The organism is Halostagnicola bangensis (assembly GCF_054653435.1).
The window spans coordinates 691,685-715,642 of sequence record NZ_BAAIGG010000002.1 but is presented as its reverse complement, the minus strand read 5'-3'; the positions used below and the strand labels follow the sequence as shown (position 1 = coordinate 715,642).

Sequence of the window (23,958 nt, the reverse complement as noted above, 5' to 3'; positions counted from 1 at the left end):
GCTCGAGACCCGGGTCGTTCGACCGTTCGACGATACCTGTCGTGGCTGCCCGAAGCGCAGTGGCAAGGACAGCCGTCGAAGTTTTTCCACGGGTGGCCAACGACGCGCGACGGAGCGGTGTACGCGCCGGGCGAGGGAACGCACGATCGCAACGACGGGGAGATGAGCGCGTTCGCGCCGGACGGGTCCCACCGGTGGAACTACGAGATCGACGCTCGAGCGACCCCGCCGGCCGTCGCGAACGGTCGACTGTACCTCGTGCGGTTCCGGGCAGTCGATCGAGTCGAGGATCAGTATCAGTACGAGCCGACGGTGGTCGCTCTCGACGCCGAAGACGGCACGGAACGGTGGGATCAGGGATTCGAGGAGCCGCGGCCGACGGACCTCCGACCGGTCGCCACGGACGACGTGGTGTACGTTTGTAACGCTGGCAACGAGGTATACGCGTACGATGCCGACGACGGAACGGAGCGCTGGACGACGACCGTCGACGGAGATATCGGAGCGATGGCGACCGTCGACGAATCGTTGTACGTGACGACCACCGAAGGGACGCTCTACTCGCTTTCGGCCTAGATTCTGGCGAAGCAGTCCGAATCCGATCGAGAGACGGTTTCCTGGGATTAACACACCCATGGTCTCGAGCGATCCGGTCGACGACGTGCCGATTTTCACTCGAGACGAGTTTACTCGAGTTGTACGTACGTTTATTAACAATTGTGTGGAATTAACTCCCAAGCCATGATGTACCATCACGGGGAGCGGGTCGAGCACATGGGAACGCTCCCGACGATGTCGGCGGACCGGTACGGTGACAAGACGGCGTTCTCGTTCATGGGGATGGAGCAGTCCTACAATGAACTCGAGGCCGAGTCGAACAAGGTCGCGAACGTGTTGGTCGACCACGGCGTCGAACCCGGAGACCGGGTCGGACTGTTCATCCCGAACACAAACCAGTTTCCGGCAGCGTACTTCGGGGCGATCAAAGCCGGTGCCGTCGCGACGCCGCTCAATTTGCGGATGGATCCCGAGACGCTAGCCTACGTTATCAACGACGCGGGTCCCGACGTGGTGATCGCCTCAGCGTTCCTCGCGGACGAGGCCCAGGGGCTGGCGGACGCGGCGGGTATCGAGACGCTGTTTCTCTCCGGCGTCGAAGACGTCGAGCGGGGAATCATCAACTACTCGCACGCGCTGATGGAGGCCGACGACGAGTTCGAACAGGTCGAGCGCGAGTACGGCGACATCGCCGCCCAGCCCTACACCAGCGGGACGACGGGCCAGCCCAAGGGCGTGATGCTCTCCCATCGAAACCTGCTGTCGACGATCGGCAGCTACAGCAAGGGTGGGCTCGCCGTCGGTCCCGAGGACTCGCTGTTGCTCGTCCTCCCGCTCTTTCACATCTACGCGCTCAACGCCTTGCTGGGCTCGTTCGTCTACTCGGGGTCGAAGATGATCCTCCAGCCGAAGCCGGAACCCGAGAACATGCTGACCGCTATCGACGAACATCAGATCACCAAATTCGCCGGCGTTCCGGCGATGTACACCATGATGTTCCGCGAGTACCGAGAGAACCCCGACGCGTACGATCTCTCCTCGCTCGAGGATGTTACCTGCGCGGCGGCACCGCTCGCGGAGGACGTCCGCCGGACGATCGAAGAGGCCTGGGAGACGCCCGTCCTCGAAGGGTGGGGGATGACCGAGACCTCCCCTGCGGGAACGCTCGAGCCCTCCATCGGGGTCCACAAGGAAGCCGGCTGTATCGGTCCGCCGTTGCCGGGAATCGACCTGAAGATCGTCGATCCGGACACCAGGGAGACGATCGTCGGACACGACGATCTCCACCCGACGCCCAGCGAGGAGATCGACTTCGAGGACGAGGAGGCGGTCACCGGCGAACTCGCGATTCGGGGCGACAACGTCTTCGAGGGCTACTACAACCAGCCCGAGAAGACCGCCGAAGTGCTCGACGACGAGGGCTGGTTCTACACCGAGGACATCGCTCGAGTCGACGCCGACGGCTACTTCTGGATGGTTGACCGCGCCGATGACATGATCATCGCTGGCGGCGAGAACATCTACCCCGCGGAGGTCGAATCCGCGCTCTACGAACACCCCGATGTCGCCGAAGCCGCCGTCGTCGCCGCGCCACACGAGGTCAAAGGCGAAGCGCCGGTCGGCTACGTCGTCTTAGAGGAGGGCGCAGATGTCACGGAACGAGAGCTGCGGGAGTTCTCCCTGGATTACGTCGCGACCTACGCCCACCCGCGGCGGATATTCACGGTCGACGAACTGCCCCGCAGCGCCACGCAGAAGGTACAGCGTTACAAACTCGAGGAGGATCTCGAGGAGCGGCTGGACGAACCGCTCGAGTCAGGAACTGACGACCTCTAGACGGCTCGGGAGCTCTCGAATTCGAGAGTTTGCGTTCGGTTCGCCGGCAGTGCCACGCCGGGAGGATGTCATAACTCGTCCGTTCGAGAGCGTGTTCTCCAGTTGATTTCCGTGAGGCGATCGGGAAGTACTCGATCGACGCGAGTCAGTGTTAGTATGGAGGCACCGAACAGCAGACTCACGATCGTGACGACGGCGGCGTCCGAAATCTCGAGGAGTTCAGCCGCCGAAACGAGGACTAAACTGACGGCTAACGCCGCTCCCGTCGCGTACTGTGCCTTATCGCTCGTGTTGAACATCCGGTTTCGGTCCTCGGAGTCGGCTTCCGATTGAGTGTCTTCACCCGCTAAGACCTCGATATACGGACGAAACAGTTCGAGTTGGTCCCCCGAACGGATGATTCCTCGAGACTGGTCGTACTCGATAACCCCCTTCTTATCGAGCTTTGGCAGGTGTGATTGATAGAGCGGAATGTAGACCCGCTGACGTTGTTTCGAGCTTAACTGCTGGACGGTGGTCTCGTGCTCTCGAGCGGAGACGTGTTCTGCGACATCGCGCATCTTGACGGGGCCGTTTTTCTCGAGGAGATACCGAATCGTCTCCCGTCGCCGGCTTGTCTGAAGGAGGTGGAAGATATCATCGCGTGAAAGCGCGATCGACGTATCGGCCTGTGAGGCGCTGGAGGGCGAATCGACAGGGTCCGTCGGACGGTCTAACTGGAGGGACATACTCGCCAGTGAAACTTGCTGGGTCCCAAGTAAATCTTCTCATGTCATTCGTATTATTTCTCGCGAACGAACGAGTAGAGAGGAAAATATATTTGAGAAATGCCATATAGAGTTCGTATGATTTCGCCACTTCTCGCGTTTATACTGTTTATTCCGTTGTTCTTACTACTATCTCATAAGTGTCTTTCAGGAATCATTTCCGCAGATCAATACGATCGCGGCAATCCGAGCGTGTGCTCGCCCAGGAAGTTCTTAACCATCTCGTTGGTCACTGGCACCGTCTGGAGCAACCTCGAGTTCTGCCAGATGTCGAAGACTTCGTACTCCGTCGAAAAGCCGTTCCCTCCGTGGGTCTGGATCGCCCGGTCGGCGGCGTAGGTCGCGGCCTCGCTCGCGCGCAGTTTCGCCATGTTGGCTTCGGCACCCGCATCTTCGTCGTGATCCCACTTCGAAGCGGCCTTGTAGGTCATCTCGCGGGCGCACATCAACTGGGAGTAGGCGTCGGCTATCGGGTGCTGGATGGCCTGGTGGCCGCCGATCTTCTGTCCGAACACCGAGCGCTCGTTCGCGTAGTCGACAGCCAGATCGATGGCTCGGAGTCCGCCGCCGATGGCGCTGGCCGCGCCCGCGATCCGTTCGGTGTTCAAGGTGTCCCAGAGCAGGTAGAGGCCGCCGTTTTCGGTCCCGAGTATTCGGTCCTCGTGGACGCGGAGGCCGTCGATATCGACCTGGTACTGGGTTTCGAACCACGGCACTTCGACATCGAGTGGGGTGAGCGAAATGCCCTCCTGTTCGGCGGGTTCGGGGACGAGAAACAGCGAGACGCCGTGGGTCGGATTGCTCGAGTCGAACTCGGAGGTTCTTGCGACCAGGAGCATCTCGTCGGCGTTCTCGACGCCGCTAATCCACATCTTCTGGCCTGAGAGGACGAACTCGCCGCCATTGTCTCCAGTATCGTCGGTACCTTCGCCGGTGCCACCGTCGCCGACTCGCTCGGCTCGAGTGTCGATGTTTAGTGTGTTCGTCCCCGCGCCGGCTTCGGTGAGCCCCATGCAAAAGCGCATCTCACCCTCGGCGATCGCTGGCAGGTACGCTTCCTTCTGGGCCTCCGTACCGTGGCGCTGGATGCTAATTCCGCCGAAGACGGGCGTGAGAACGAAGATAATGCCGCCCTGTCCACCCCCTCGAGAGAGTTCCTCGATGACCATCGCCATCTCGAGCATGCCCAACCCGGCCCCGCCGTACTCTTCGGGGATGGTGACGCCGAGCCAGCCGTCTCGAGCGAGGTCGTTCCAGTACTCCTCCGGGAACCGTTTTTCGTCGATGCACTCCTTCCAGTACGACCGATCGTAGTCCTCCGCGATCGAACCCACGCTGTCCCTGATGAGTTCGTGCTCGTCGGTTTCGGTGTAGTCCATACGTCGTCATCCAGAGACAGCTCCTATATCGTTATGGTTACACATACCATGAAACGCGAACGGAGTTGAACGAAATTCGGTGGCCGAACGGTTTTGCTATTTGCTGACAATGGACGAGACATGAATCGGTCGATTCGTCGAATCCGCAGACGATCCGGGAGGGGACGATGAAGATCACCGTCGACGAACCGCCGGACGAGGAGTCCGCTCGAGCGATCGCCAGCGCGATGGCGACCCATCTCGGCCGGTCGGTCGAACTCGTCGTCGACGGCGAGGCGCTCGTGACGGCCGGAAACGGCGACGACGAGTTCGACGATCCGGTGATCACGGACCGAGAGCGGCGATTGCGCAAGGATATCGAAGAAATCCTCTCGGGCGGGCCCGAACGCGGCCATGAGAAGATCGAGGAACTCGGGAAGCTCTTCGTCCGGGATCGACTCGAGTTGATCTTCGACGAGATCGAGTACGAAGACGGGACCTTCGCCCGTCACGACGCCGACGGGGAGTTACCCGCCGACGGGCTGCTAACCGGCGTCGGCACGATTCGCGGTCGGACGGTCTTTTTCGCGGCCCACGACTACACGGTCAAAGCCGGATCGCTCGGACAGATGGGCGTCGAGAAGGAGATCCGACTCGCCGAACGCGCCGTCGAGGTCGGCGCGCCGATCCTCCGGCTGATCGACTCGACGGGCGCACGGCTGAACCTCGACGATCGGGAGCCCGGCGACACCCACATGGACCGGTATCGCGGCGGGCGAATGTTCTACAACCAGTGTATCCACTCGGGACAGGTTCCACAGATCGGTGTGCTCTACGGCCCGAACATCGCCGGCTCCGCGTACACGCCGGTCTTCTGTGATTACCTGCTCATGGTCGAGGAGATCAGCGGGATGGCGATCGCCAGCCCTCGAGTCGTCGAGGCCGTTACGGGCGAGGAGACGACCATGCAGGAACTCGGGGGTCCCCGCGTCCACGCCACGGAGTCGGGAAGCGCCGACCTCGTGGTCCAGGACGAGCGAGCAGCGGCCGACGCCGTTCGCGACCTCCTGGGCTACCTGCCACAGCGCCACGACGCCGATTTGCCGACCAGAGAGCCGGCGTCCCCGGCGGCAAATCCGAAGGGCCTCGATACGGTGATTCCCGAGGAACCGAACGACGCCTACGACGTTCATGACGCCCTCGAGCGGCTGGTCGATCGGGACTCGTGGTTCGAACTCAAACCCGAGTTCGCGCCGGAACTCGTGACCGGGTTCGGACGGATCGACGGCCGGCCCGTCGGCTTCGTCGCCAACCAGCCTGCCGTCAAGAGCGGCGCGATCTTTCCCGATTCCGCGGAGAAGGGAGCGGGGTTCGTCTGGACCTGCGACGCCTTCGGAATTCCGCTGGTCTATCTCTGTGACACGCCCGGATTCATGGTCGGCTCGGCGGTCGAACGACAGGGCGTCCTCCAGAAGGGACGAAAGTTCATCTACGCGACTTCGAACGCGCAGGTGCCGAAACTCTGCGTGATCACCCGCAAGGCCTACGGCGCGGGAATCTACGGCATGGCCGGCCCTTCTTTCGACCCCGACGCGACGCTCGCGCTCCCGAGCGCCGAAATCGCCGTGATGGGGCCCGAAGCCGCGGTAAACGCGCTCTTCGCGGAGCAACTCGAGGAGCTGGACGACGAGAGCCGCGCGGCGTTCCTCGAGAGCATGCGCGAGGAGTACGACCGACACATCGATATCCGCGCACAGGCTTCGTCGATGCAAATCGATGAGTTACTGCCGGCGGGTGAGCTCCGCAATCAGTTGGCGGCGCGGCTTCGAACGCTTCGGTCCAAGCGTCGAACGGAACGGGATCGGTATCACGGAACCGTGTTGTTTTGAAAAATCAGTGTCCCGGATCGGTATCTCGAGGGGCCGGCCGACTCGAGTCGGGAACACGCCCCCGCTCGAGTCGTGAGGCCGTCTCCGCTCGAGCGCCCCCGCCCCCTCAGTCCGCCGGTGTCGACGGCGGCTGTTCGAGGACGCCGTCCGTCCAGGTCCCCCGGAGGAACCAGACGCCGGCGATGAGGACGCTGACCACGTTCGAGACGGCCATCGCGATCCAGACGCCGGTTTCGCCCATTCCGGCCCACTGGATCAGTCCGTACGCGATGGGGATCTGGATGATCCACAGCGAGAGGATCGAAAAGCCCATCGCGATTCTCGTGCTCCCACTGCCGCGGAACGCGCCCATCAGGATCTGGAACACACCGAGGAAGGCAAAGGTCGGCCCGACGATCATGAGGAACTCCGCACCCATCTGGATGACTTCGGCCGACTCCTCCTCGCCCGTCAGAAAGACATCGATTATCTCCGGGGCGAACGCGTAGACAACGACGCTCATCGCCGCGAACGCGCCCCCGATGATTCCCGCGTTCAACAGGACCCCGCGCCGAGCGCGGTCGCTCTGTTCCGCCCCGAGGTTCTGGCCGACGACGACCTCGGTCGCCTGTGCGATCCCCAGCGAGAGAAGCGTGAACACCGCGTAGACTCTGCTTCCGACGCCGAAGGCCGCGACGGCGTCCGAGCCCGCGATGGCGACCAGCGCCGTCAGCACCGACAGGCCGAGTGCTCGAGTGCTCTGTTCGATTCCGGCGGGAATTCCTAGCCGGACGATCGTTCGCACGGTCTCGAGTTTCAGTCGGAACTGTGCGAGCGTCGGGCGGATGCCAAGCTGGCCGGAAAACAGCAGCCAGATTCCGATCGCGGCACCGACCGCACGACTGATCACCGTTGCGATCGCCGCGCCCTGGACGTCGAGGCCGGCAAAGCTGGTCATCGAGTACAGCGACGACTCGAGTGCTGACAGTCCGAGCACGCTGAAGACGGGGTTGTTCTCGAATCCGAGGATGAGGAACGGATCGAGCACGACGTTGAGAACGACGCTGACGGTCATCAGATACAGCGGCGTGCGCGTATCGCCCCAGCCGCGCAACAGCGCCTGGAACATGAAAAAGGCGAAGACCGTCACCGTCCCGATGAACCACGTTCGCGTGTAGCTCACGGCCATCTCGTGGACCGCGCTTCCGGCCTCCGCGCCCACCAGCGTGAGCAGTTGCGGCGCGAAGATGTAGCCGATGATTGAGGCAATGATCGAGACGAGCAACACGAACGACATCGTCTGGCCGACGACATGGTCGACCTCGTCGTGATTTTCGGCCCCCTTGTGCTGAGCGATCAGGATCGTGCCGGCGACCGTAAAGCCGCCACCGACGCTGATCACCAGGAAGATGATCGGAAACGCAAAGGAAATCGCTGCGACGGCGTCCGCGCCGACGCGCCCGACCCAGAACGTATCGGCGACGTTGTAGGCCACCTGAAGTAGCTGCGTGAGGACGAGCGGAATCGCGAGGAAGACGATCGGCTTCAACAGCTCGCCGTCGGTGACGTCGACGGACCGATCCTCGCCCGGTGCGCTCATTTTCCACCTGTAACTCGAGTTCCGAAACCGACGACCCGTCGTCGGGACGAGGGTTCGCCACTGCCAAAGAGAGAACTGGAAGGGATATTCGATCGCTCGAGAGACCGACTCGAGCCGATCGGCCCGAACCGGTTCGTCAATTGCCACATAGTAACTGACTAGTCAGTCAGTCGTAAATGCGTTTCGTGAGACGCCGTTCACATGCGATAAATACTACCAACTCGTCGCGGTTTCTGTTGAAGCCGTTTCGGGCCTCCGTTTTGGGCTTCCGTTTCGAGCCTCCGTTTCGGGACGGTACTCTCAGAATGTAAATCCCATCGAAGTCACATCGGCGTCGGTGCGAGTAACTGTCCGCCGTCGACTGCGAAATACGACCCCGTAATGTAGGCCGCCGCGGGACTCGAGAGAAAGAGCGTGATCGGGACGCAGTCGGCGGGCGTCCCGAGCCGATCCGCGGCGAGGTCGTCCTCGATCACCTGTTCGGCGACGGCCTCGCCCATAACCTCCATCACGCCGTCAGTTCTGATTACGCCCGGCGCGACGGTGTTCGCTCGGATGCCGTGTCGCGCCCACTCGGCCGCGACGGTCTGCATCAGGTTGCGGACGCCCGCCTTGCCCGCGCCCGAGTGAGCGTGGTAGGGAGCCCCTCGAACGGAGTTCGTCGCTCCCATCGAGACGATCGACCCGCCGCCGCGTTCGATCATGTGCTCGCCGACGGCGAAGGTACAGTTGGCCGTCCCGTCGAGGATCGTCCCGACGACGGACCGCCAGCCGTTGGCCGACAGCTCCTCAGCCGGCGAGAGGAAGTTCGCGCCCGCGTTGTTGACCAGAATCGAACAGTCGCCCAGCTCCTCGAGTACCGTCTCGAGCATCACCTCAACGTCTTCGGCGTCCCGGACATCCACCGTTGTCGCGCACGCGTTTGCGCCCCGATCCTCGAGGTCATCGACGACCGGTTCGAGGTGCTCCATCGAGCGGCTCGCGATCGCTACGTCCGCGCCGTGGTCGGCGTATGCGAGCGCGACCGCCCGCCCGATTCCCGTCCCGCCGCCCGTGATCAGGGCCGTCTCGCCCTCGAGCAGTTCCTCGCTGAAAATCTCCGTACTCGACGGCGTCTCCTCGAAGCTCATCTAGTTCCCACCTCAATATCGCGTTTGTGTGGTATCTGATCTGGATTTAGACTCGTACGAGGTCTCGAGCTCGACACCGCATCGAACAGGGCGAAAGCCCCTTTCAGTCCCACCCCGCGCCGGGTGGTCGGGCTTGCTGTGGGACGGTGAGTGTTCGGTCCTGCTGTGGAGCGGTGAGTGGGAGGCCGTGATGTGTGGCTGTGGCTGACGACCCGTGTTGGCGCTCGTCTCATCCGTTCACCCCCAGAATCTCGCGGGCTTGGTCGGGTGTCGCCGGCTCCCGACCAACCTGTCGAACCATCTCGACTGCGTCTTCGACCAGTTCGGCGTTGCTCTCTGCCATCCCCCCGTTCGGGCGGTAGAAGTTGTCCTCGAGGCCGACGCGGACGTTCCCACCCATCGCGAGCGCCGCCGAGACCAGCGGCCACTGGTCCTCGCCGATACCGATCACCTGCCAGGTGGACTCGTCGGGAAGCTGGCGCACCTGGTGGGCGAGGTTCTCGACCGTCGCCGGAATCCCGCCGAGGACGCCCATTACGAAGCTGACGTGGAACGGGCGCTCGAGGACGCCTTCCGCCAGTAGCGGCCGAGTGTTTCCGACGTGCCCGGTGTCGAAACACTCGAGTTCCGGCGTGACGCCCGAGTCGTTCATCCCCGAAAGGAGTTCTCTGATCTCCGAAAACGGGTTCTCGAAGACCATGTCGAAGACGTACTCCTCGCGGCGGTCGGAGTACTTCGCGTAGTTCATCGAGCCCATGTTGAGCGCCGCAATTTCGGGCTCGACGTTCCGAACGTACTCGAGTCGATCCTCGAGGGGCGTTTCGATCGCACCCGTCGAGAAGTTGAGCATGATATCCGTCCGCTCGCGAACTTCGTCGTGGATCTCCTGGTACGTCTCGCTCGAGAACGTCGGCGCGCCCTCGTCCGTGCGGGCGTGGATGTGTGCAACTGCCGCGCCGGCGTCTCTGGCCGCCGCGGCTTCTTCGGCAATCTCTTCGGGCGTGTAGGGGATCGCCTCGCACTGGTCTCGAGTCGTCAACGCGCCGGTGAGCGCGGCCGAAACGACGACCCGTTCGGGGTCGTTTCCCTTCGTCGATTCCTGCCGTTCGAAGATGTTCGTTTCCGACACGGTCACCGCCCCCGCCATTCGGGCTCACGGTCGGTCAGAAACGCGTCGATCCCCTCCTCGGTATCTTCGCTCATTGCGATCATGGTGATCATCTCTTTGAGATAGGAAAGCGCCGCCCCGAAGGGCATCTCCCGTTGTTCGTAGTAGGCTTCTTTCCCCATCGAGATCAGGATCGGACTGTTGGCCGCCAGGGTGTCGACGAGATCCTCGAGCGCTTCGTCGAACGTCTCGATATCGTCGTCCCCGGAATCACCCGAATCGCCGACGACATCCGTCACGAGCCCCATCTCGAGGGCCTCTTCGGCCCCAACCCGCTCACCGGTAAAGAGCAGCTTCAGCGCGGCCTTCTCCGACGCCGCGCGAGTGATGGGTGCCATCGCCTGTGCGGGAAAGAGCCCGACGTCGACCTCCGGCGTGCCGAACTCCGCACCGGCGCTCGCGAGAACGAACTCGCAGGCGGTCGCCAGACCGAGCCCGCCCGCCAGACAGTGGCCCTCGACGGCGGCGACGGTGAGCGCATCGGTTTCGTGCATCCGCTCGATCAAGCCCGAGAGTCCGCCGAAGCTCTCTCGGTAGGCCTGTGTCCCCCGCCCGATCGGGAACTCCCGAAGGTCGCCGCCGGAACAGAACGTGCCGCCGCTGCCACGAATCACGACGACTCGAGCCGGCCCCGAATCCGCCGCCGAGAGCGCGTCCTCGAGCCCCCGTATCACCTCGTCGTTGAGCGCGTTCCGCCGCTCCGGTCGGTCGATGGTCGCCCACAGAACGAGGTCGTCCGCGCTCGTCTCGACCGCGAGTCCGTCACTCGAGAGCGAGTCGGCGTCGACCATCTCAGCTCACCCTCGAGCGAGCGGATAGCCGCCGCGTTCGAGCGCTGGCTGACCGGCGAGCGCGTTCGGTTCGATCCCGGGGAGCACAACTGAATCGCATATGCCTGTGATTGACACACGCAACCGTAAAGATGGGTCAAAAGAACGGCTTTCCCGTGGATATCCGTTTAGAGCCGTAATAAGCTACTTCGAGAAGGCAATCGGGGAGAAGACTACGCGAGCAATCGTTCGAGGGTCTTCTCGAGCGCCCGCGCGGCCCGTCGAACCTGCTCGATTCGGACGTACTCCTGAGGCGAGTGAGCGACGGCCCCCTCGTCGTCGGCGAGGACGCCCGGCCCGAAGACCACCGTCGGCGCGTTCTGTGCGAAGTATGAAGCTTCCGTCGCTGCGGTGAACGGGCGAACCTCGCCGCCGGATGCGCTCGCAAGGGCTTCGACGACCGGCGCGTCGGGGTCGGTGTCCCAGGCCTCGAGGAACGGCGTCGGGCGATCGGTAAACCGGAACTCGACGCCTACGTCGACCGGGACGGCGTCCCGAAGGTGGCTCATCAGCGCGTCACGGAACTGCTCGGTCGTCTCCGGGGGTACGCTCCGCCGGTCCACCGTCAGCACGCACTCCGCGGGGACCTGATTGGTTGACTCACCGCCGTCGACGACGGTCGGCGTGAGCGTCGCAGAACCGAGTTGGTCGTGCGCGGGCGGCGAATCCGTCCGCACGTCGAACGTCGACAGCGCGGAGAGGACCGACTCGAGGGCCGCAATCGCGTTCGTCCCGCTCTCGGGCTGGGCGGCGTGAGCGCTTGCACCCGAAAGTCGGACCGTTCCCTGAAACCGCCCCTTCGCGGCCGTGCAAACGTCGAGGTTCGTCGGTTCGCCGACGATCACCGCGTCGGCGGTGTCGACCGGCGAGTCCTCTCGAGCAACGAGGTCGTAGGCCCCGGTCGAAAGCACCTCCTCGTCGGGCGTGATCGCGAGGGTCACGCGCTGGTTCGACCTCGGATCAGTCGCGAAAAAAGCGGATAACAACGCAGCAAGCGGACCCTTTGCGTCGCACGAGCCGCGTCCGTGGATCAGCCCCGCCTCGTCGTCCCGCTCGTAGGGAACGTGTGGGGAGACCGTGTCGATGTGAGTGTTCAGGAGGATGTGTGTCCCTTCGTCTCCCCCGAATTCGTCGCTCGCAGCGTCGCCGCCTCGAGTCGCCAGTACGTTCCCGGCATCGTCGACGCGAGCCGAAACTCCCTGCGCTTCGATCGTCTCGCAGAGGTACTCTCGCATCGGTTCGACGTCTTCGTTCGAGGCGTGTTGGACCGCCGTCTCGAGAAAATCGATCGGATCGAACTGCTCGGTAGTGGTCTCGGTCACGGATATACTACAGCAACGGAGTTGCCCCGTTATCAGTTGTTGGGAGACGAGTTCGTCATCGGTCCGTCGCGGAGGTCTCGAGGGAAACCTCGCCCTCGAACTCCCGCTGGACGGGCCCGGCGAGCATCGTCCGCCCGCCCTCGAAGCGGATCTCGAGGTCGCCGCCCGGCGGTTGGACGGCGATTTCGTCGTCCTCGGTTAGCTCGAGTCGGCGAGCGGCGGCGGCGACCGCCACCGCACCGGTTCCGCAGGAGTCGGTTTCGCCTTCGACGCCGCGCTCGTAGCTCCGCTGGCGGTAGCCCTCGCCATCGGGATTCGGACTGGCGATGATCACGTTCGTCCCGCGCGGAAAGATATCGGCGTGCCTGACAGGCGGCGCGACCGCCTCGAGAGCCACGTCGTCGACGTCGTCGACGAACGCCACGGCATGTGGCACGCCGGTGTTGACGACCGTCACCTCGAGTCTCTCGATCTCCGTTTCGATGACCGGTTCGTCGGCCTCGATGGGAATCCGCTCGGGGTCGAACGTCGGTGTCGTCATCTCGATGGCGACGTTCGATTCGTCGGCTGACAAACCGGCAGACTCGGCGGAATCGATGTACTCGCCGCGAAGCGTTCCCGCCGGCGTCTCGATTACCACGTGCTCGGCGTCGGCCTCGTCCATCCCCCACTCCGCCGCACAGCGCGCGCCGTTTCCGCACATCGGCGCGGTCGAGCCGTCGGGCTGGAACAGCGTCATGTCGACTCGTGGCGGTTGCTCTCGTTCCTCGAGATCCAGAAACAAGATTCCGTCTCCCCCGACGCCGCTTTCCCGGTCGCACTCGCGGATCGCGAGTTCCGCTCTGTCCGGAACCCGCTCGTCCGCGGCGATAATCAGGAAGTCGTTGCCGGTACCGTGGTACTTGCTAAAGGGGACGTTCATCGGGTGAGTTCCTCCTCGTGTCGAACGACGTCGGCCATCGACTCGCGCCGTCTCGAGAGTCGAGCGTCGGCCGCCCAGCCCGTCGATTCGCATCCGGTCGCGTCGGCTGCAGTCGTCCCACTGGCACCGACACTACCGGTTTCGACGACGACCGACGCTGGCCGCGGTCTCGAGTTGTACTGATTCGCCATCTCGTAGCCGTACGCGCCTGCATTGCCGATCGCCAGCGCGTCGCCGCGCTCGCTCGAAGCGAACGGTCGATCTGTACAGAACACGTCCCCGCTCTCGCAGATCGGCCCCGCGACGGTCTGTTCGTCGACGGCGCGTTCGTCGTCGACCAGTTCGGCCGTCACGTTTCGAATCGGGTGGTAGGAGTCGTACATCGCCGGACGAAGCAGCGTCGTCATCCCGGCGTCGGTCCCGACGACCGTCGTTTCGCGGGCTTCCTTGACGGTGTTCACGTGAGTCAGCAAGACGCCTGCGTCGGCGACGAAGTATCGTCCCGGTTCGATCGTCAGCGTCGCGTCGATCTCTCCGAGCGCGGATCGAGTCGCTTCGGCGACCGCCTCGAGATTTAGCGGCGCTTCCTCTTCGCGATACGGCACGCCGAAGCCGCCGCCGACGTCGACGAACTCGAGCCCGCCGACGGCGTCGGAAACCGAGCGAGCGATCTCGCCCATTCGCGAGACGAACTCGCGGTGGGACTCGAGTGCGTCGCCGGAGACGCCCGAGCCGACGTGGGCGTGGACGCCGACGACGTCGAAGCCGCGATCCGCGGCGTCCGAAAGCACGTCGACGGCTCGCTCGGCCGGAACGCCGAACTTGGCGTTCGCACCGGTTCTGACCTTCTCGTGGTGGCCCGCACCGATTCCGGGGTTGACTCGAAGACAGAGTCGACCGTCGTAGCCCCGTTCCTCGAGTCGGTCGATCGTGTCGGCCGAGCCCGCCGTTACCGTAAGCGCCGGTTCCTCTCGCCACCGTTCGACGACGTACTCCAAATCAGCTGCGGGCGGGTTGACGGCGGTGTAGTGAACTTCCTCGCCGGACGCACCGGCCTCGAGCGCCCGGTGGAGTTCGCCGGCCGAGGCGCATTCGAGGCCAACACCTTCGTCGATGACGGTCTCGAGGACGTCCCCGAGCGCGTTGGCTTTCAACGCGTAGAGCACGTCGGCATCCGGAAACGCGTCGGCGAGCCGTCGAGCGTTCTCGCGGACGCGCTCTACGTCGAGGACGTAAAGCGGCGAGCCATAGGACTCGAGGAGCGCGTCGAGCTCGCTCGCGTTCCAGTCCTCGAGACGGCGGATCTGTGCTCCGCTCGAGGGATTCGCGTTGCTCGAGCCCTCCGCGGCCGCCGATCCGATACCGCCCGCCCCGTCGTTCACTCCCGAAGCACCTCCTCGCGTTCTGCGTTCTCGAGCGTGCGGTCCTCGAGGTCTGTTGCGACGACGGCTGGCTTGTACGCGCCACCCTCGAAGAGGTCGTGGTCGCTGACCGACGATTCGACGAATCGGGTGAATGCGCGGCGTTCGGCCGGCAGTTCGCCGAAGATGACCTCCTCTTCGACGAGGTCGTAGACGGGAATTCGGGGCGTGAGCAGCGTGTTCTCGCCGACGACGCTGTTCTCGCCGACGACGAATCCGCTGGTGACGCGACAGCCCGCACCGAGCGAGACGCCGTCTTCGACGATAACTGGCGCGTCCTCGACGGGCTCTAAGACGCCACCGATGAGCGTGTTCGCGCCGAGCTTGACGTTTTCGCCGATCTGGGCGCAGGAGCCGACGGTGTCACAGGAGTCGACGAGCGTGCCGTCGCCGACGTGGGCGCCGATGTTGACGAACGCGGGGCTCATCATGATGCAGTCCGAGCCGATGTGTGCGCCGCGGCGGACGGCCGTTCCGTCCGGCGTATTGCGACTCCCGCGGTCGCCGTAGTCGCTCGAGTCCGCGAGCGGCAGGACGTCGTTGTACGTGACGCCTCCGTACTCGCGTGGCTCGGTCGCTCGGAGGCCGAAGTTGAGCAGGATGCCCTGCTTGACCCAGGCGTTGGCTTCCCAGGTGTCGCCGTGCTTTTCGGCCGCGCGAACGTCGCCGGCCTCGAGCGCGTCGAGGAACTCCTCGAGGGTTGCGAGGGCGTCCTCGTCGGCCGTGTCGGCGCTGATTTCGTCGTTTTCGTACCGTTCCCACAGGGTCGAAACGTCGGATTCGAGTGCGCTCATTCTGCGATCACATCGGAAAAGTCGTAGTAGCCCGCCTTGCGTCCTGCGATCCAGACCGCCGCGTCGACGGCCCCCGCGGCGAACACGCCACGATCCTCCGCGCGATGGGTGAGCCGGACTTCCTCGTGGTTTCCGGCCAGCAGTATCTCGTGCTCGCCCGTAATGTCGCCGGCCCGAAGCGCGTGGACGCCGATCTCGGCTTCCTCGCGTGGCTGGTCACCCTCGCGCCCGTGCGTGCGCTCGTTGAACTCGCCGTTCGCTTCGATCTCCTCGAGCAGTCGATTCGCCGTTCCACTTGGGGCGTCTCGCTTGCCGTTGTGGTGGGTTTCGACCAGTTCGACGTCGTAGCCAGGCAAGTTACTGACCGCCTCGCCGACGACGTTGACCAGCGCTTGCACGCCGCGGGCGAAGTTCGGCGCGTGCAAAAGTGGGATCAACTCGCTGGCGTCCTCGAGCGTCTCGAGTCCGTCGTCGTCGAAGCCCGTCGTCCCGGTGACGAACGCGACGCCTTCCTCCGTGCAGGTTTCTGCGTACTCGAGTGCGGATTCGGGGCCGGTGAAATCGATCACCGCCGCCGGTTCGCGTTCGACGACGAGATCGTCGAAAGCATCGGCTGACTCGAGTTCGACGCCGTGGACGTCCTCGGCGTTCGTACTACGGTTGACCGCGAAGACGACTTCGACGTCCTCGCGCTCGGCGACCGCGGCGATGACTTCCTCGCCCATCCGGCCCGTGGCTCCGGTGACGCCGACCCGAACCGTCATCGATCACCCTCCGGTTCCGCGTCCGCGACCGCCGCGGAGCTCTCTTCTAAGTCCGACAGCACCGTCTCGAGTCCCTCGCGGTACTCCTCGGAGAGTCGCGTGAGCGGCGGGCGCATCCGCGCCGAGCAGTTGCCGCGGATCTCCATGGCTTCCTTGACCGGGATTGGGTTCGTCTCGACGAACAGTTCCCGAAAGAGCGGGCCCAGTTCGTGGTGGAGGTTCCGAGCGCGCTGGTAGTCGCCGTCGAGGGCGGCCCCGACCATCGCGCAGGTTCGTTCGGGTTCGATGTTCGCGGCGACGCTGATCGTCCCGGTTCCGCCCACGGAGATGACCGGGAGCGTGAACGCGTCGTCGCCCGAAAGAACCGCGAAGTCCTCGTCCATCGTTCGCTCGACGATCTCGCCGATCGCGCCGAGGTCGCCCTCTGCGGCCTTGTAGCCCGCGATGTTTCGGTGCTCGGCGAGTTCGACGACCGTGTCTGGCTCGAGCGTCTGGCCGGTCCGCGAGGGGACGTTGTAGACGATCTGTGGCACGTCGACGGCGTCAGCGATCGTCCGGTAGTGCTCGAGGAAGCCACGCTGTTCGGGCTTGTTGTAGTACGGCGAAATGAGAAGCAGGCCGTCAGCGCCCGCGTCGGCGGCGCGCTCGGAGAGCTCGAGCGCCTCTCGAGTGTTGTTCGAACCGGTGCCGGCGATCACGGGTACGTCGCCGACGGCGTCGATGACCGCCTCGACAACCTGGACGTGTTCCTCGTGGGTCAGCGTCGCGGACTCGCCCGTCGAGCCGACGGGAACGAGGCCATCGACGCCCGCGCGCTCGAGTCGCTGTGCGTCGGTCCGCAGGGTTTCGAAGTCGATGCGTTCGTCTTCGTCGAAGGGCGTACACATTGCCGGAAAGACGCCCGTAAAGTCGATTTCGTCCGTCATAGGTGTTCTATTGGTATGTTGGTGGGTCGTTGGCTACTTGGATGTGATGATTCTTTGTGCAAGTCCAGACAGGTAGCGACAACGTGGTGGTCCGTGCCCGGAGTTTCGGTCTGAAACGCACCCGAGACGGATCGCCACTCCGCCTCGAGTACTCTCAGGCACGTTTTTTCAGAAAACGAGGTTTCGCGCCGCTCACGGTCGGGCTGGCCGATCGGTGAGCGAAGCGACGCATACGGAGAAGAACAGAGCGGACGAACTTATCCGTTATGGATTCGGCGCCTACTCACATTCAGCCTCTCGCTTTTCGCACGATCGTGTTGGCGTCTGTTCTCGCCGTCTGATCTCCGTTCGTTCCGGTCCTTGAAAGCGACAGCGTCGGTTAGACTAATCATGGATGCGTCCAAAATCGATTGATTTCGTGTGGTAGCATATGTCATCACGTTTCGCGTAACTTATGCCATCGGCTTACCAATACCACTCTATGACAGATTTCGGACTGAAACTTCGGATGGTCGTCGTTGGTACCATCCTGTTTGCACTGTATATCGGTGCAGCGACCGTGCTGTCGGTGATGCTGGGTCTTCCACTGATCCCCGTCTTACTCGTCGGGATCATTGTCCTCCCGGCGATCCAGTACAAAATCGGGAAGTGGATGGCCTTGCGCGGAGCCGAAGAGATGCCCGAAGAGGGACAGTATCAGGAAGTCCATCAGATGACCGAGTCGCTTTCGCGCGACATGGGCGTCAAAAAGCCCAAACTGATGGTCATGGATATGGGCGTTCCGAACGCGTTCGCCGTCGGCCGAAAAGGCGCAGGAGTGGTCTGCATCTCGAACGAACTGATGCACCTGCTCGAGCGCGACGAACTCGAGGGCGTCATCGCTCACGAGATCGCTCACATCAAAAACCGGGACGTGATCACGATGGTCGTCGGCCAGTCCATCGGGATGATCGTCGGCTACGTCGCCTACTTCGCGGTGTTAATGGGTGGCGAACGAAACATTGGAACGTTCATCATCGCAATGGTCGCGTCGACGATCGCAAACATGCTCGTGATGATCTTCGTGCTGGCCATCTCGCGCTACCGAGAGTACGTCGCCGACGAAGACGCGCGTCAGGCGATCGGCAGCGGCGACCCGCTCGCGCGAGCACTCGAGAAGATTTCTCAGGGCGCACAGGGCAAGGAGTCAAAGATGGACGACAGCATGAGCGCGCTCTGTATCCTTAACTCGGACAAGAGCATCATGGAAAAGATCTTCGCGACCCACCCGCCGACCGAAAAGCGGATCGAGAAACTCCGATACTAACCACCGGAACGGGTGTCGCGAACCGGAACGCATTACGACCGCTACGACGCGATTTTTTTACGTGCGCCCGTCACATACGCGAGTGTGACAGATATTCATCCGAATCAGCGCGTCGCGGTCCTCGTCGACGCTCAGAACCTCTATCATACCGCCCAGAGTATGCACAGCCGCAATATCGATTACTCGGCCCTGCTCGAGAAGGCCGTCCAGGACAGACAGCTCGTTCGCGCCATTTCATACGTGATCCGTGCGGATTCACCCGAAGAGGAGACGTTCTTCGAGGCGCTGGTGGACATCGGTTTCGAGACGAAGATCAAAGACATCAAGCGATTCTCCGACGGGACCAAGAAGGCTGATTGGGACGTCGGGATGAGCCTCGACGCGATCACGCTGGCGAATCACATCGACACGCTCGTTCTCTGTACCGGCGACGGGGACTTCTCCCGGCTCTGTTCGCACCTCCGCCACGAAGGCGTCCGCGTCGAGGTGATGGCGTTCGAATCGTCGACCGCCGAGGAGCTCATCGACGCCGCGGATACGTTCCTCGACCTCGGCGAACGCCACGAGACGTTTCTCCTCTAACTTTCTCTCGAGTACCGAGCCCAAACACGGACGAAAAGAACGCGAACGGAAACCTGAGGAACTTCCAAGATAACCCGTGCCGTTCAGTGATGACCGCGGGCGTCGACATCGTTTCGAACGACGCCGATCATGAGTGCACCGGCGGCGACGAGCGCTGCGGCGAGCGGAACCGCGTATCCGAACGCGCTCGAGTCGAGGAGAGCCGGTCCGGTAAGCGTGAGACTGCTCACGCCCAGGAGGGCGAGACCGAGGCCGATCTGTGTGACGTCCATGCGATAGTCGTCCCTTGCGAACGATGTTTTATAACTTTCACTATCTCGTTCGGTCTCTCCGGTCGAAGAGTCTCGACCGTGGGCGTCGCGAGCCGATCGGACAGATCGCCTTCGACACCCTTTCGAGCGCCGAGTCCCGACGGGGAGTAATGAGCGAACGAGCCGACGGACGAACCGGCATTTCGAACCTCCGGACGATCGCCGACTACCAGTTCGGGTCCGGTGCTGGCGAGACGCTGTTTCCGGAGGACGGGTCACTAACGATCAAGCGGACCTCTTCGGGGCGTCCACAACAAGTTCTCGCCGAGACGGGTCGAATCGTCTCGTTTGGAACCGACGGTCGCTTTACGCTGGGTATCGAAGGCGGCCGACGCCTCGTCTCGGCGCTCGAGTCGCCGGCCTACCGCGTCGTCGTCGACGACGAAAGCGAGCCGTTCGTGCGCGACGGCAAGAACGTCTTCTCGAAGTTCGTCCTCGAGGCGGGCGAGGAGATCAGGCCGGGAGACGAGGTCGTGGTGGTCCACGAACGCGGCGAGGTGATCGCGGTCGGCCGTGCAGAGCTCGATGCCGGCGGAATCGCGGACTTCGAGACGGGAATGGCGGTAACAGTCCGTAATGGCGTTCCGCGAGCGGAGTAGTTCTCGTTCGTCGTGCGTTTCTCTCGTATCGTCGGTTTCTCCCGTTACGGTGAACGTTTCGAATCGAGCGTTCCAGACCGCAGGGTAAAAGGTCGCGGGTGTCGAGAGTCCGAGTATGTTTGGAGGAGGCGGCGGCGGACTGAACCCGCGCAAGATGGAACAGATGATGGAACAGATGGGGATCGACGTCGACGATATCGACGCCGAAGAAGTCATCATTCGCACCGCAGAGCACGACCTCGTCTTTACCGACGCGGAAGTGACGAAAATGGACGCACGCGGACAGGAGACCTATCAGGTCATCGGAACGCCCGAAGAGCGCGAGACGGGCTCAGCGACCGCACTCGACAGCGCCGACGCCGATAGCGGTAGCGACTCGAGCGGCGTCGACGAAGACGACGTCGACCTCGTCGTCACGCGAACCGGCGCGAGCGAGGACGAGGCCCGCAAAGCGCTCGAGGAAAACGACGGCGATCTCGCGGCGACGGTCGCGGAACTCGAGTGACGGTCCCCGTCTTGCTGGTTCGCGACGATCGGGAGTACCTCGTCGCACCAGGCGAAGAGTTCGGAACCGACCTCGGTGTCCTCGATGTTCCCGAAGACGTCGAACCCGGAACGACTCTCGAGACGCATCTGGGAACCGAGTTCCGAGTCAGACGGCTCCGCGGCCCTGACCTGTTTCACCACTTCGAACGAACCGGTGCGCCGATGGTCCCTCGCGATATCGGACTGGTTATCGGTGAAACGGGTATCTCGACCGGCGATCGGGTACTCGATGCCGGAACCGGAACGGGCGTCCTCGCGGCGCTTATGGCTCGCGCCGGCGCAGACATCGTGACCTACGAGCGCGATTCCGAATTCGCCGAGGTCGCACGCGAGAACATGGTCCTCGGCGGCGTTGAGGATCGTGTCGATGTCCGTGCGGGCGACGTGACTGACGACCTCGGTTCGCTGACCGAAGAGTCGTTCGACGTCCTCACGCTTGACACCGGCGACGCCCCGTCGATAGTCGCGTCGGCGGCCGACCTGCTCATCGAAGGGGGCTTCCTCGCGGTGTACAGCCCCTTCGTCGAATCGACTCGAGACGTCGTGACGGCCGCTCGAGAAGCCGGCCTTTCGAACGTGCGAACTCGGGAGACGATCCAGCGAGAGATGGATTTCGACGAGCGCGGCTCGCGACCGTCGACGGCACCCGTCGGTCACACGGGGTATTTGACGATCGCTCGAAACGAGTGACGGCTTTCCAGTAGGTAGCGGACCATCCTTTACAGTTCAGGCATCATCCTATTCTACGGGCCGAACCACGTTTCGTTGCCCGCTAGAAACGGGCTACAGCGTGGGAAATCGTGAACCGTCGTGGGCATTGTCAGAGGCATGAGGACGGTTTGGGCACTGTCGACGTCGTGACCAGAGGTCCCCCCTCTCGATCGACATTATTTTTGAGGCGGGAGCGCCAGTACCGATCGAAACGAACGTGTAGCGTCGAGGAGCAATTTCGAACGAATCGCTCGTACTCGAGGTCTAGTTATCGTCTTCGCGCCACTTGTACTCGCACTCAGAACAGATGAAAAACCGCGTTTCGGATTCGTCGGCGGCACGGATCTGTTTCATGTACCAGTACGCTCTATCGTGGCCACACTCCGGGCAGAGGGCGTCGGTTTCGGGAAGCGATGTCTCGCCGGAGGATTCGATAACCTCGCTGGCTTCCTGACCTTCAGTTACGGTGTACTCTGCGGCGTCACCTTTCGGCTTCGTGAAGTCACAGCTACCGCAGACCCACGTGCCGTCCTCGGCTTTCATCATCGAACCGCATTCGTCGCAAAACTCCATCAGTGTACGGGCTACGAAGTCCAAGTAACTTAAGCCACCCGTTACCGGCTCGACTCGAGCTGGAACGGATCGATCCGGCGCTGGGGCCGGAGAGTCGTGTGGAAGGCATTTCGATTCGAAACCATCATTTGGATGGCTTTCTGACCCTTTGAAAGATGACGACATTCTTTCGACAGATCTACTCTGCATTTGTAGTCGATCGTCAGGTTCTCGCGCTCGCATTCGCACGGATGGCGGACGGGGTCGGGAACTCGTTTTTGATCGTCGTTATTCCTCTCTATGTCGGCAGCGATATCATAACGGGCGTGACCTTCGGGCTCGCGGAGTCGGTGATAATCGGCGGCATTCTCTCCCTGTTCGGGTTCGTCAACAGCAGCTTCCAGCCGTTTACGGGGCGGCTCTCCGATCGGACGGGGAAGCGAAAAGCGTTCATCCTGGTCGGACTCTCTGGACTGGCGGTAACGAACCTCGCCTACGTCTTCGCCGAAAGCTATCTCTCGCTGGTTGCAATTCGTGGATTACAAGGGCTCAGCGTCGCTTTTATCGTTCCGACATCGATCGCGCTGGTAAACGAGATTGCGACCACGGAAGACCGCGGCGGGAATATGGGCGTCTACAACACCTTTCGGCTGATCGGCTTCGGTGCCGGTCCGGTCGCGGCGGGTGCGGTCGTCAACGCCGGTCCGTATTCGATTCCCCTCCTCGGTGGCTTCTCCATCGCCGGATTCGACGCCGCCTTTTACGTCGCGGCGATCACCGCAACGATTAGCTACGTGATGGTCACGATCCTCATCGCAGACCCCGAATCGACCAGGGAAAACGCGGGTGCCGACATGTCGATCGCCGTGCGGGATCCGTCTGGATCGAACTTCTTCGATCCGATCTTCACGTTAGGCGTGGCGACGCTCTTTCTGGCGACTACGATCGGACTTTTCGCGACGATCCAACCGCAGATCAACGAGCATCTCGAGCAAGGTTCGACGTGGTTCGGCCTCCAGTTTGCGGCCTTTGTCATCGCACAGGTTCTGCTCCAGACGCCGATCGGTCGGGCCTGTGATCGGTACGGTCGGCGGCCGTTCATCGTGCTCGGGATGGCTTTTCTCGTCCCGACGACGTTCGTTCAGGGGTTCATCGATACCTCCGAAATGATGCTGCTCGCCCGACTTCTGCAGGGAGTCGCGGGTGCGATGGTGTTCGCGCCGTCGCTCGCACTCGCCGGTGACCTCGCCGGAAAGGGAGAGTCCGGAACCAAACTGTCGGTTCTCACGATGGCGTTCGGCTTCGGAATCGCAATCGGCCCCCTCGCATCCGGTCTCCTGATCGGATACGGGTTCGCGGTGCCGTTCGTCTTCGGTGCAGTGATCGCGGCTGTCGGCGCGGCGCTGGTCTTCACGCAGGTCGAGGAAACGCTCGAGACGGCGACGACGCTCCCCGGTATCGGAAGCTGAGTGGCGTTCCACTGACAGGACGGCTCTTCTCCGCGATCTCCGTCGGAACCGAAATTCGGATCGACAGGGCGCAACGCAAAAGTACCGGATCCACATACGATTCGACGATGACGCTCTCGGAGGAGGCTCGAGAACGGTTGGCCGACGTAGTGGAACTACAGCCGACGAAAAACTCGGAACTACAGGACCGGTGGGGGGTCGAAAGCGGCAGCGAGGTCCATCAGATCCTCGAGAACGATCTGGGCGACTACTACTTTCGCGACGACAACAGTTTGATCCGCGCGACCGCGGAAGCCGCGGAGTTGGTCGATGTCGAACCCGGCGTCGTCAGCGATCCCGACAGCGACGGCGCTCCGTCGGCGATTCGCGTTCCGGAGTTACACGCACAGATAGTCGAGGTACTCGCCGGACCCGACGAGGAATCCGAAAGCGTGGTTTCGGTCCTCCACAAGCTTCGAGACGCCTACGACGCGGATCCGGAGAGCGAGGACGTTCGATCCGGCCTCCAGAGTCTCCGCCGGAAAGACGTCGTCGAGGTCGAGTATCGGACGGTGCCGACGTTTCGCCTCTCCGTCGACCGCGACGACCTCGAGGTTTCTGTCTCGGATTGAACTGAAC

General features: G+C 62.9%; 24 protein-coding genes. 10 read left to right on the top strand and 14 right to left on the bottom strand.

All coding sequences use genetic code 11. The features are described from left to right. Nucleotides 1–162 precede the first annotated feature (162 nt). Entirely contained in the window at nucleotides 163–576 is a 414-nt protein-coding gene (locus ACYQ14_RS05220) for an outer membrane protein assembly factor BamB family protein (protein ID WP_459889989.1), read from the top strand. Nucleotides 577–741: 165 nt separating this feature from the next. Then, nucleotides 742–2,394 carry a class I adenylate-forming enzyme family protein gene (locus tag ACYQ14_RS05215; protein ID WP_459885525.1) on the top strand — a complete coding sequence of 551 codons (1,653 nt, stop codon included), beginning with the start codon at nucleotides 742–744 and terminating at the stop codon, nucleotides 2,392–2,394. A 68-nt stretch (nucleotides 2,395–2,462) separates the two neighbouring features. Here the strand turns inward: ACYQ14_RS05215 and ACYQ14_RS05210 are convergent, their stop codons facing one another. Together ACYQ14_RS05210 and ACYQ14_RS05205 are read right to left on the bottom strand one after the other, a co-directional pair. Next, nucleotides 2,463–3,122, bottom strand: a complete 660-nt coding sequence (locus ACYQ14_RS05210; protein WP_459885522.1) for a DUF7344 domain-containing protein — start codon at nucleotides 3,120–3,122, stop codon at nucleotides 2,463–2,465. Nucleotides 3,123–3,328: 206 nt separating this feature from the next. Then, the gene (locus ACYQ14_RS05205; RefSeq protein WP_459885519.1) at nucleotides 3,329–4,540 is read right to left on the bottom strand and encodes an acyl-CoA dehydrogenase family protein; all 1,212 of its coding nucleotides are present in this window, start codon (nucleotides 4,538–4,540) and stop codon (nucleotides 3,329–3,331) included. Between the two features lie 167 nt (nucleotides 4,541–4,707). Here ACYQ14_RS05205 and ACYQ14_RS05200 point away from each other — a divergent pair, with 167 nt between their 5' ends. Then, a complete protein-coding gene (locus ACYQ14_RS05200; protein ID WP_459885516.1) occupies nucleotides 4,708–6,408 on the top strand; it encodes an acyl-CoA carboxylase subunit beta in 1,701 nt (566 codons plus the stop codon). A 106-nt stretch (nucleotides 6,409–6,514) separates the two neighbouring features. On the opposite strand, the gene ACYQ14_RS05195 is transcribed toward ACYQ14_RS05200, so the two are convergent. From ACYQ14_RS05195 to dapA, 10 genes are all read right to left on the bottom strand, one after another. After that, nucleotides 6,515–7,987, bottom strand: a complete 1,473-nt coding sequence (locus ACYQ14_RS05195; RefSeq protein ID WP_459889988.1) for an MATE family efflux transporter — start codon at nucleotides 7,985–7,987, stop codon at nucleotides 6,515–6,517. Between the two features lie 323 nt (nucleotides 7,988–8,310). Continuing rightward, a complete protein-coding gene (locus ACYQ14_RS05190) occupies nucleotides 8,311–9,117 on the bottom strand; it encodes an SDR family oxidoreductase (protein WP_459885513.1) in 807 nt (268 codons plus the stop codon). Between the two features lie 229 nt (nucleotides 9,118–9,346). Further along, nucleotides 9,347–10,246, bottom strand: a complete 900-nt coding sequence (locus ACYQ14_RS05185) for a beta-keto acid cleavage family enzyme (protein WP_459885510.1) — start codon at nucleotides 10,244–10,246, stop codon at nucleotides 9,347–9,349. A 2-nt stretch (nucleotides 10,247–10,248) separates the two neighbouring features. Further along, nucleotides 10,249–11,076 carry an enoyl-CoA hydratase/isomerase family protein gene (locus tag ACYQ14_RS05180; RefSeq protein ID WP_459885507.1) on the bottom strand — a complete coding sequence of 276 codons (828 nt, stop codon included), beginning with the start codon at nucleotides 11,074–11,076 and terminating at the stop codon, nucleotides 10,249–10,251. A gap of 212 nt (nucleotides 11,077–11,288) precedes the next feature. Then, nucleotides 11,289–12,443, bottom strand: coding sequence for a M20 family metallopeptidase (locus tag ACYQ14_RS05175; protein WP_459889986.1), 1,155 nt, complete (start codon nucleotides 12,441–12,443; stop codon nucleotides 11,289–11,291). Between the two features lie 49 nt (nucleotides 12,444–12,492). Continuing rightward, nucleotides 12,493–13,359 (bottom strand): diaminopimelate epimerase, encoded by an 867-nt coding sequence (dapF, locus tag ACYQ14_RS05170; protein WP_459885504.1) that lies wholly within the window; start codon nucleotides 13,357–13,359, stop codon nucleotides 12,493–12,495. Further along, on the bottom strand, nucleotides 13,356–14,720 hold the full coding sequence (gene lysA, locus ACYQ14_RS05165; protein ID WP_459889984.1) for a diaminopimelate decarboxylase: 1,365 nt from the start codon (nucleotides 14,718–14,720) through the stop codon (nucleotides 13,356–13,358). The genes dapF and lysA overlap by 4 nt, the downstream gene beginning before the upstream one ends. A gap of 17 nt (nucleotides 14,721–14,737) precedes the next feature. Further along, complete coding sequence (locus ACYQ14_RS05160; RefSeq protein WP_459885501.1) at nucleotides 14,738–15,574, bottom strand: 2,3,4,5-tetrahydropyridine-2,6-dicarboxylate N-succinyltransferase; 837 nt, start codon at nucleotides 15,572–15,574, stop codon at nucleotides 14,738–14,740. Then, nucleotides 15,571–16,338 carry a 4-hydroxy-tetrahydrodipicolinate reductase gene (gene dapB, locus ACYQ14_RS05155; protein WP_459885498.1) on the bottom strand — a complete coding sequence of 256 codons (768 nt, stop codon included), beginning with the start codon at nucleotides 16,336–16,338 and terminating at the stop codon, nucleotides 15,571–15,573. Before dapB ends, ACYQ14_RS05160 begins: the two co-directional genes overlap by 4 nt. Next, nucleotides 16,335–17,264: a 4-hydroxy-tetrahydrodipicolinate synthase gene (gene dapA / locus ACYQ14_RS05150; RefSeq protein WP_283834367.1), complete on the bottom strand. Its 930-nt coding sequence runs from the start codon at nucleotides 17,262–17,264 to the stop codon at nucleotides 16,335–16,337. The genes dapB and dapA overlap by 4 nt, the downstream gene beginning before the upstream one ends. A 481-nt stretch (nucleotides 17,265–17,745) precedes the next feature. On the opposite strand from dapA, the gene ACYQ14_RS05145 reads away from it, so the two are divergent. Together ACYQ14_RS05145 and ACYQ14_RS05140 are read left to right on the top strand one after the other, a co-directional pair. Further along, the gene (locus ACYQ14_RS05145; RefSeq protein WP_459885495.1) at nucleotides 17,746–18,570 is read left to right on the top strand and encodes a M48 family metallopeptidase; all 825 of its coding nucleotides are present in this window, start codon (nucleotides 17,746–17,748) and stop codon (nucleotides 18,568–18,570) included. Between the two features lie 84 nt (nucleotides 18,571–18,654). Continuing rightward, nucleotides 18,655–19,152 (top strand): LabA-like NYN domain-containing protein, encoded by a 498-nt coding sequence (locus ACYQ14_RS05140; protein ID WP_459885492.1) that lies wholly within the window; start codon nucleotides 18,655–18,657, stop codon nucleotides 19,150–19,152. An 83-nt stretch (nucleotides 19,153–19,235) separates the two neighbouring features. Here the strand turns inward: ACYQ14_RS05140 and ACYQ14_RS05135 are convergent, their stop codons facing one another. Beyond that, nucleotides 19,236–19,424 (bottom strand): hypothetical protein, encoded by a 189-nt coding sequence (locus tag ACYQ14_RS05135; RefSeq protein ID WP_459885489.1) that lies wholly within the window; start codon nucleotides 19,422–19,424, stop codon nucleotides 19,236–19,238. Nucleotides 19,425–19,573: 149 nt separating this feature from the next. On the opposite strand from ACYQ14_RS05135, the gene ACYQ14_RS05130 reads away from it, so the two are divergent. From ACYQ14_RS05130 to ACYQ14_RS05120, 3 genes are all read left to right on the top strand, one after another. Beyond that, a complete protein-coding gene (locus ACYQ14_RS05130; RefSeq protein WP_459885486.1) occupies nucleotides 19,574–20,062 on the top strand; it encodes a PUA domain-containing protein in 489 nt (162 codons plus the stop codon). Nucleotides 20,063–20,177: 115 nt separating this feature from the next. Beyond that, nucleotides 20,178–20,567, top strand: a complete 390-nt coding sequence (locus tag ACYQ14_RS05125) for a nascent polypeptide-associated complex protein (protein WP_283834362.1) — start codon at nucleotides 20,178–20,180, stop codon at nucleotides 20,565–20,567. Then, complete coding sequence (locus ACYQ14_RS05120; protein WP_459885482.1) at nucleotides 20,564–21,298, top strand: methyltransferase domain-containing protein; 735 nt, start codon at nucleotides 20,564–20,566, stop codon at nucleotides 21,296–21,298. Before ACYQ14_RS05125 ends, ACYQ14_RS05120 begins: the two co-directional genes overlap by 4 nt. A 285-nt stretch (nucleotides 21,299–21,583) precedes the next feature. Here ACYQ14_RS05120 and ACYQ14_RS05115 read toward each other — a convergent pair whose 3' ends face one another. Beyond that, nucleotides 21,584–21,892, bottom strand: coding sequence for a transcription factor S (locus ACYQ14_RS05115; protein ID WP_283834360.1), 309 nt, complete (start codon nucleotides 21,890–21,892; stop codon nucleotides 21,584–21,586). Nucleotides 21,893–22,047: 155 nt separating this feature from the next. On the opposite strand from ACYQ14_RS05115, the gene ACYQ14_RS05110 reads away from it, so the two are divergent. Both ACYQ14_RS05110 and ACYQ14_RS05105 read left to right on the top strand, forming a co-directional pair. Further along, nucleotides 22,048–23,340 carry an MFS transporter gene (locus ACYQ14_RS05110; RefSeq protein ID WP_459885478.1) on the top strand — a complete coding sequence of 431 codons (1,293 nt, stop codon included), beginning with the start codon at nucleotides 22,048–22,050 and terminating at the stop codon, nucleotides 23,338–23,340. A 107-nt stretch (nucleotides 23,341–23,447) separates the two neighbouring features. After that, nucleotides 23,448–23,951 carry a DUF5797 family protein gene (locus ACYQ14_RS05105; RefSeq protein ID WP_283834358.1) on the top strand — a complete coding sequence of 168 codons (504 nt, stop codon included), beginning with the start codon at nucleotides 23,448–23,450 and terminating at the stop codon, nucleotides 23,949–23,951. The last annotated feature ends 7 nt before the right edge of the window (nucleotides 23,952–23,958 follow it).

What these genes read in the sequence shown, in the direction of transcription:
- ACYQ14_RS05215 (WP_459885525.1), top strand. Translation starts at nt 742, where the DNA reads ATGATGTACCATCACGGGGAGCGGGTCGAGCACATGGGAACGCTCCCG.
- ACYQ14_RS05135 (WP_459885489.1), bottom strand. Translation starts at nt 19,424, where the DNA reads ATGGACGTCACACAGATCGGCCTCGGTCTCGCCCTCCTGGGCGTGAGC.
- dapB (WP_459885498.1), bottom strand. Translation starts at nt 16,338, where the DNA reads ATGACGGTTCGGGTCGGCGTCACCGGAGCCACGGGCCGGATGGGCGAG.
- ACYQ14_RS05145 (WP_459885495.1), top strand. Translation starts at nt 17,746, where the DNA reads ATGACAGATTTCGGACTGAAACTTCGGATGGTCGTCGTTGGTACCATC.
- ACYQ14_RS05105 (WP_283834358.1), top strand. Translation starts at nt 23,448, where the DNA reads ATGACGCTCTCGGAGGAGGCTCGAGAACGGTTGGCCGACGTAGTGGAA.
- dapA (WP_283834367.1), bottom strand. Translation starts at nt 17,264, where the DNA reads ATGACGGACGAAATCGACTTTACGGGCGTCTTTCCGGCAATGTGTACG.
- ACYQ14_RS05200 (WP_459885516.1), top strand. Translation starts at nt 4,708, where the DNA reads ATGAAGATCACCGTCGACGAACCGCCGGACGAGGAGTCCGCTCGAGCG.
- ACYQ14_RS05180 (WP_459885507.1), bottom strand. Translation starts at nt 11,076, where the DNA reads ATGGTCGACGCCGACTCGCTCTCGAGTGACGGACTCGCGGTCGAGACG.
- ACYQ14_RS05115 (WP_283834360.1), bottom strand. Translation starts at nt 21,892, where the DNA reads ATGGAGTTTTGCGACGAATGCGGTTCGATGATGAAAGCCGAGGACGGC.
- ACYQ14_RS05220 (WP_459889989.1), top strand. Translation starts at nt 163, where the DNA reads ATGAGCGCGTTCGCGCCGGACGGGTCCCACCGGTGGAACTACGAGATC.
- ACYQ14_RS05210 (WP_459885522.1), bottom strand. Translation starts at nt 3,122, where the DNA reads ATGTCCCTCCAGTTAGACCGTCCGACGGACCCTGTCGATTCGCCCTCC.
- ACYQ14_RS05160 (WP_459885501.1), bottom strand. Translation starts at nt 15,574, where the DNA reads ATGAGCGCACTCGAATCCGACGTTTCGACCCTGTGGGAACGGTACGAA.
- ACYQ14_RS05130 (WP_459885486.1), top strand. Translation starts at nt 19,574, where the DNA reads ATGAGCGAACGAGCCGACGGACGAACCGGCATTTCGAACCTCCGGACG.
- ACYQ14_RS05190 (WP_459885513.1), bottom strand. Translation starts at nt 9,117, where the DNA reads ATGAGCTTCGAGGAGACGCCGTCGAGTACGGAGATTTTCAGCGAGGAA.
- ACYQ14_RS05125 (WP_283834362.1), top strand. Translation starts at nt 20,178, where the DNA reads ATGTTTGGAGGAGGCGGCGGCGGACTGAACCCGCGCAAGATGGAACAG.
- ACYQ14_RS05110 (WP_459885478.1), top strand. Translation starts at nt 22,048, where the DNA reads ATGACGACATTCTTTCGACAGATCTACTCTGCATTTGTAGTCGATCGT.
- dapF (WP_459885504.1), bottom strand. Translation starts at nt 13,359, where the DNA reads ATGAACGTCCCCTTTAGCAAGTACCACGGTACCGGCAACGACTTCCTG.
- ACYQ14_RS05205 (WP_459885519.1), bottom strand. Translation starts at nt 4,540, where the DNA reads ATGGACTACACCGAAACCGACGAGCACGAACTCATCAGGGACAGCGTG.
- ACYQ14_RS05195 (WP_459889988.1), bottom strand. Translation starts at nt 7,987, where the DNA reads ATGAGCGCACCGGGCGAGGATCGGTCCGTCGACGTCACCGACGGCGAG.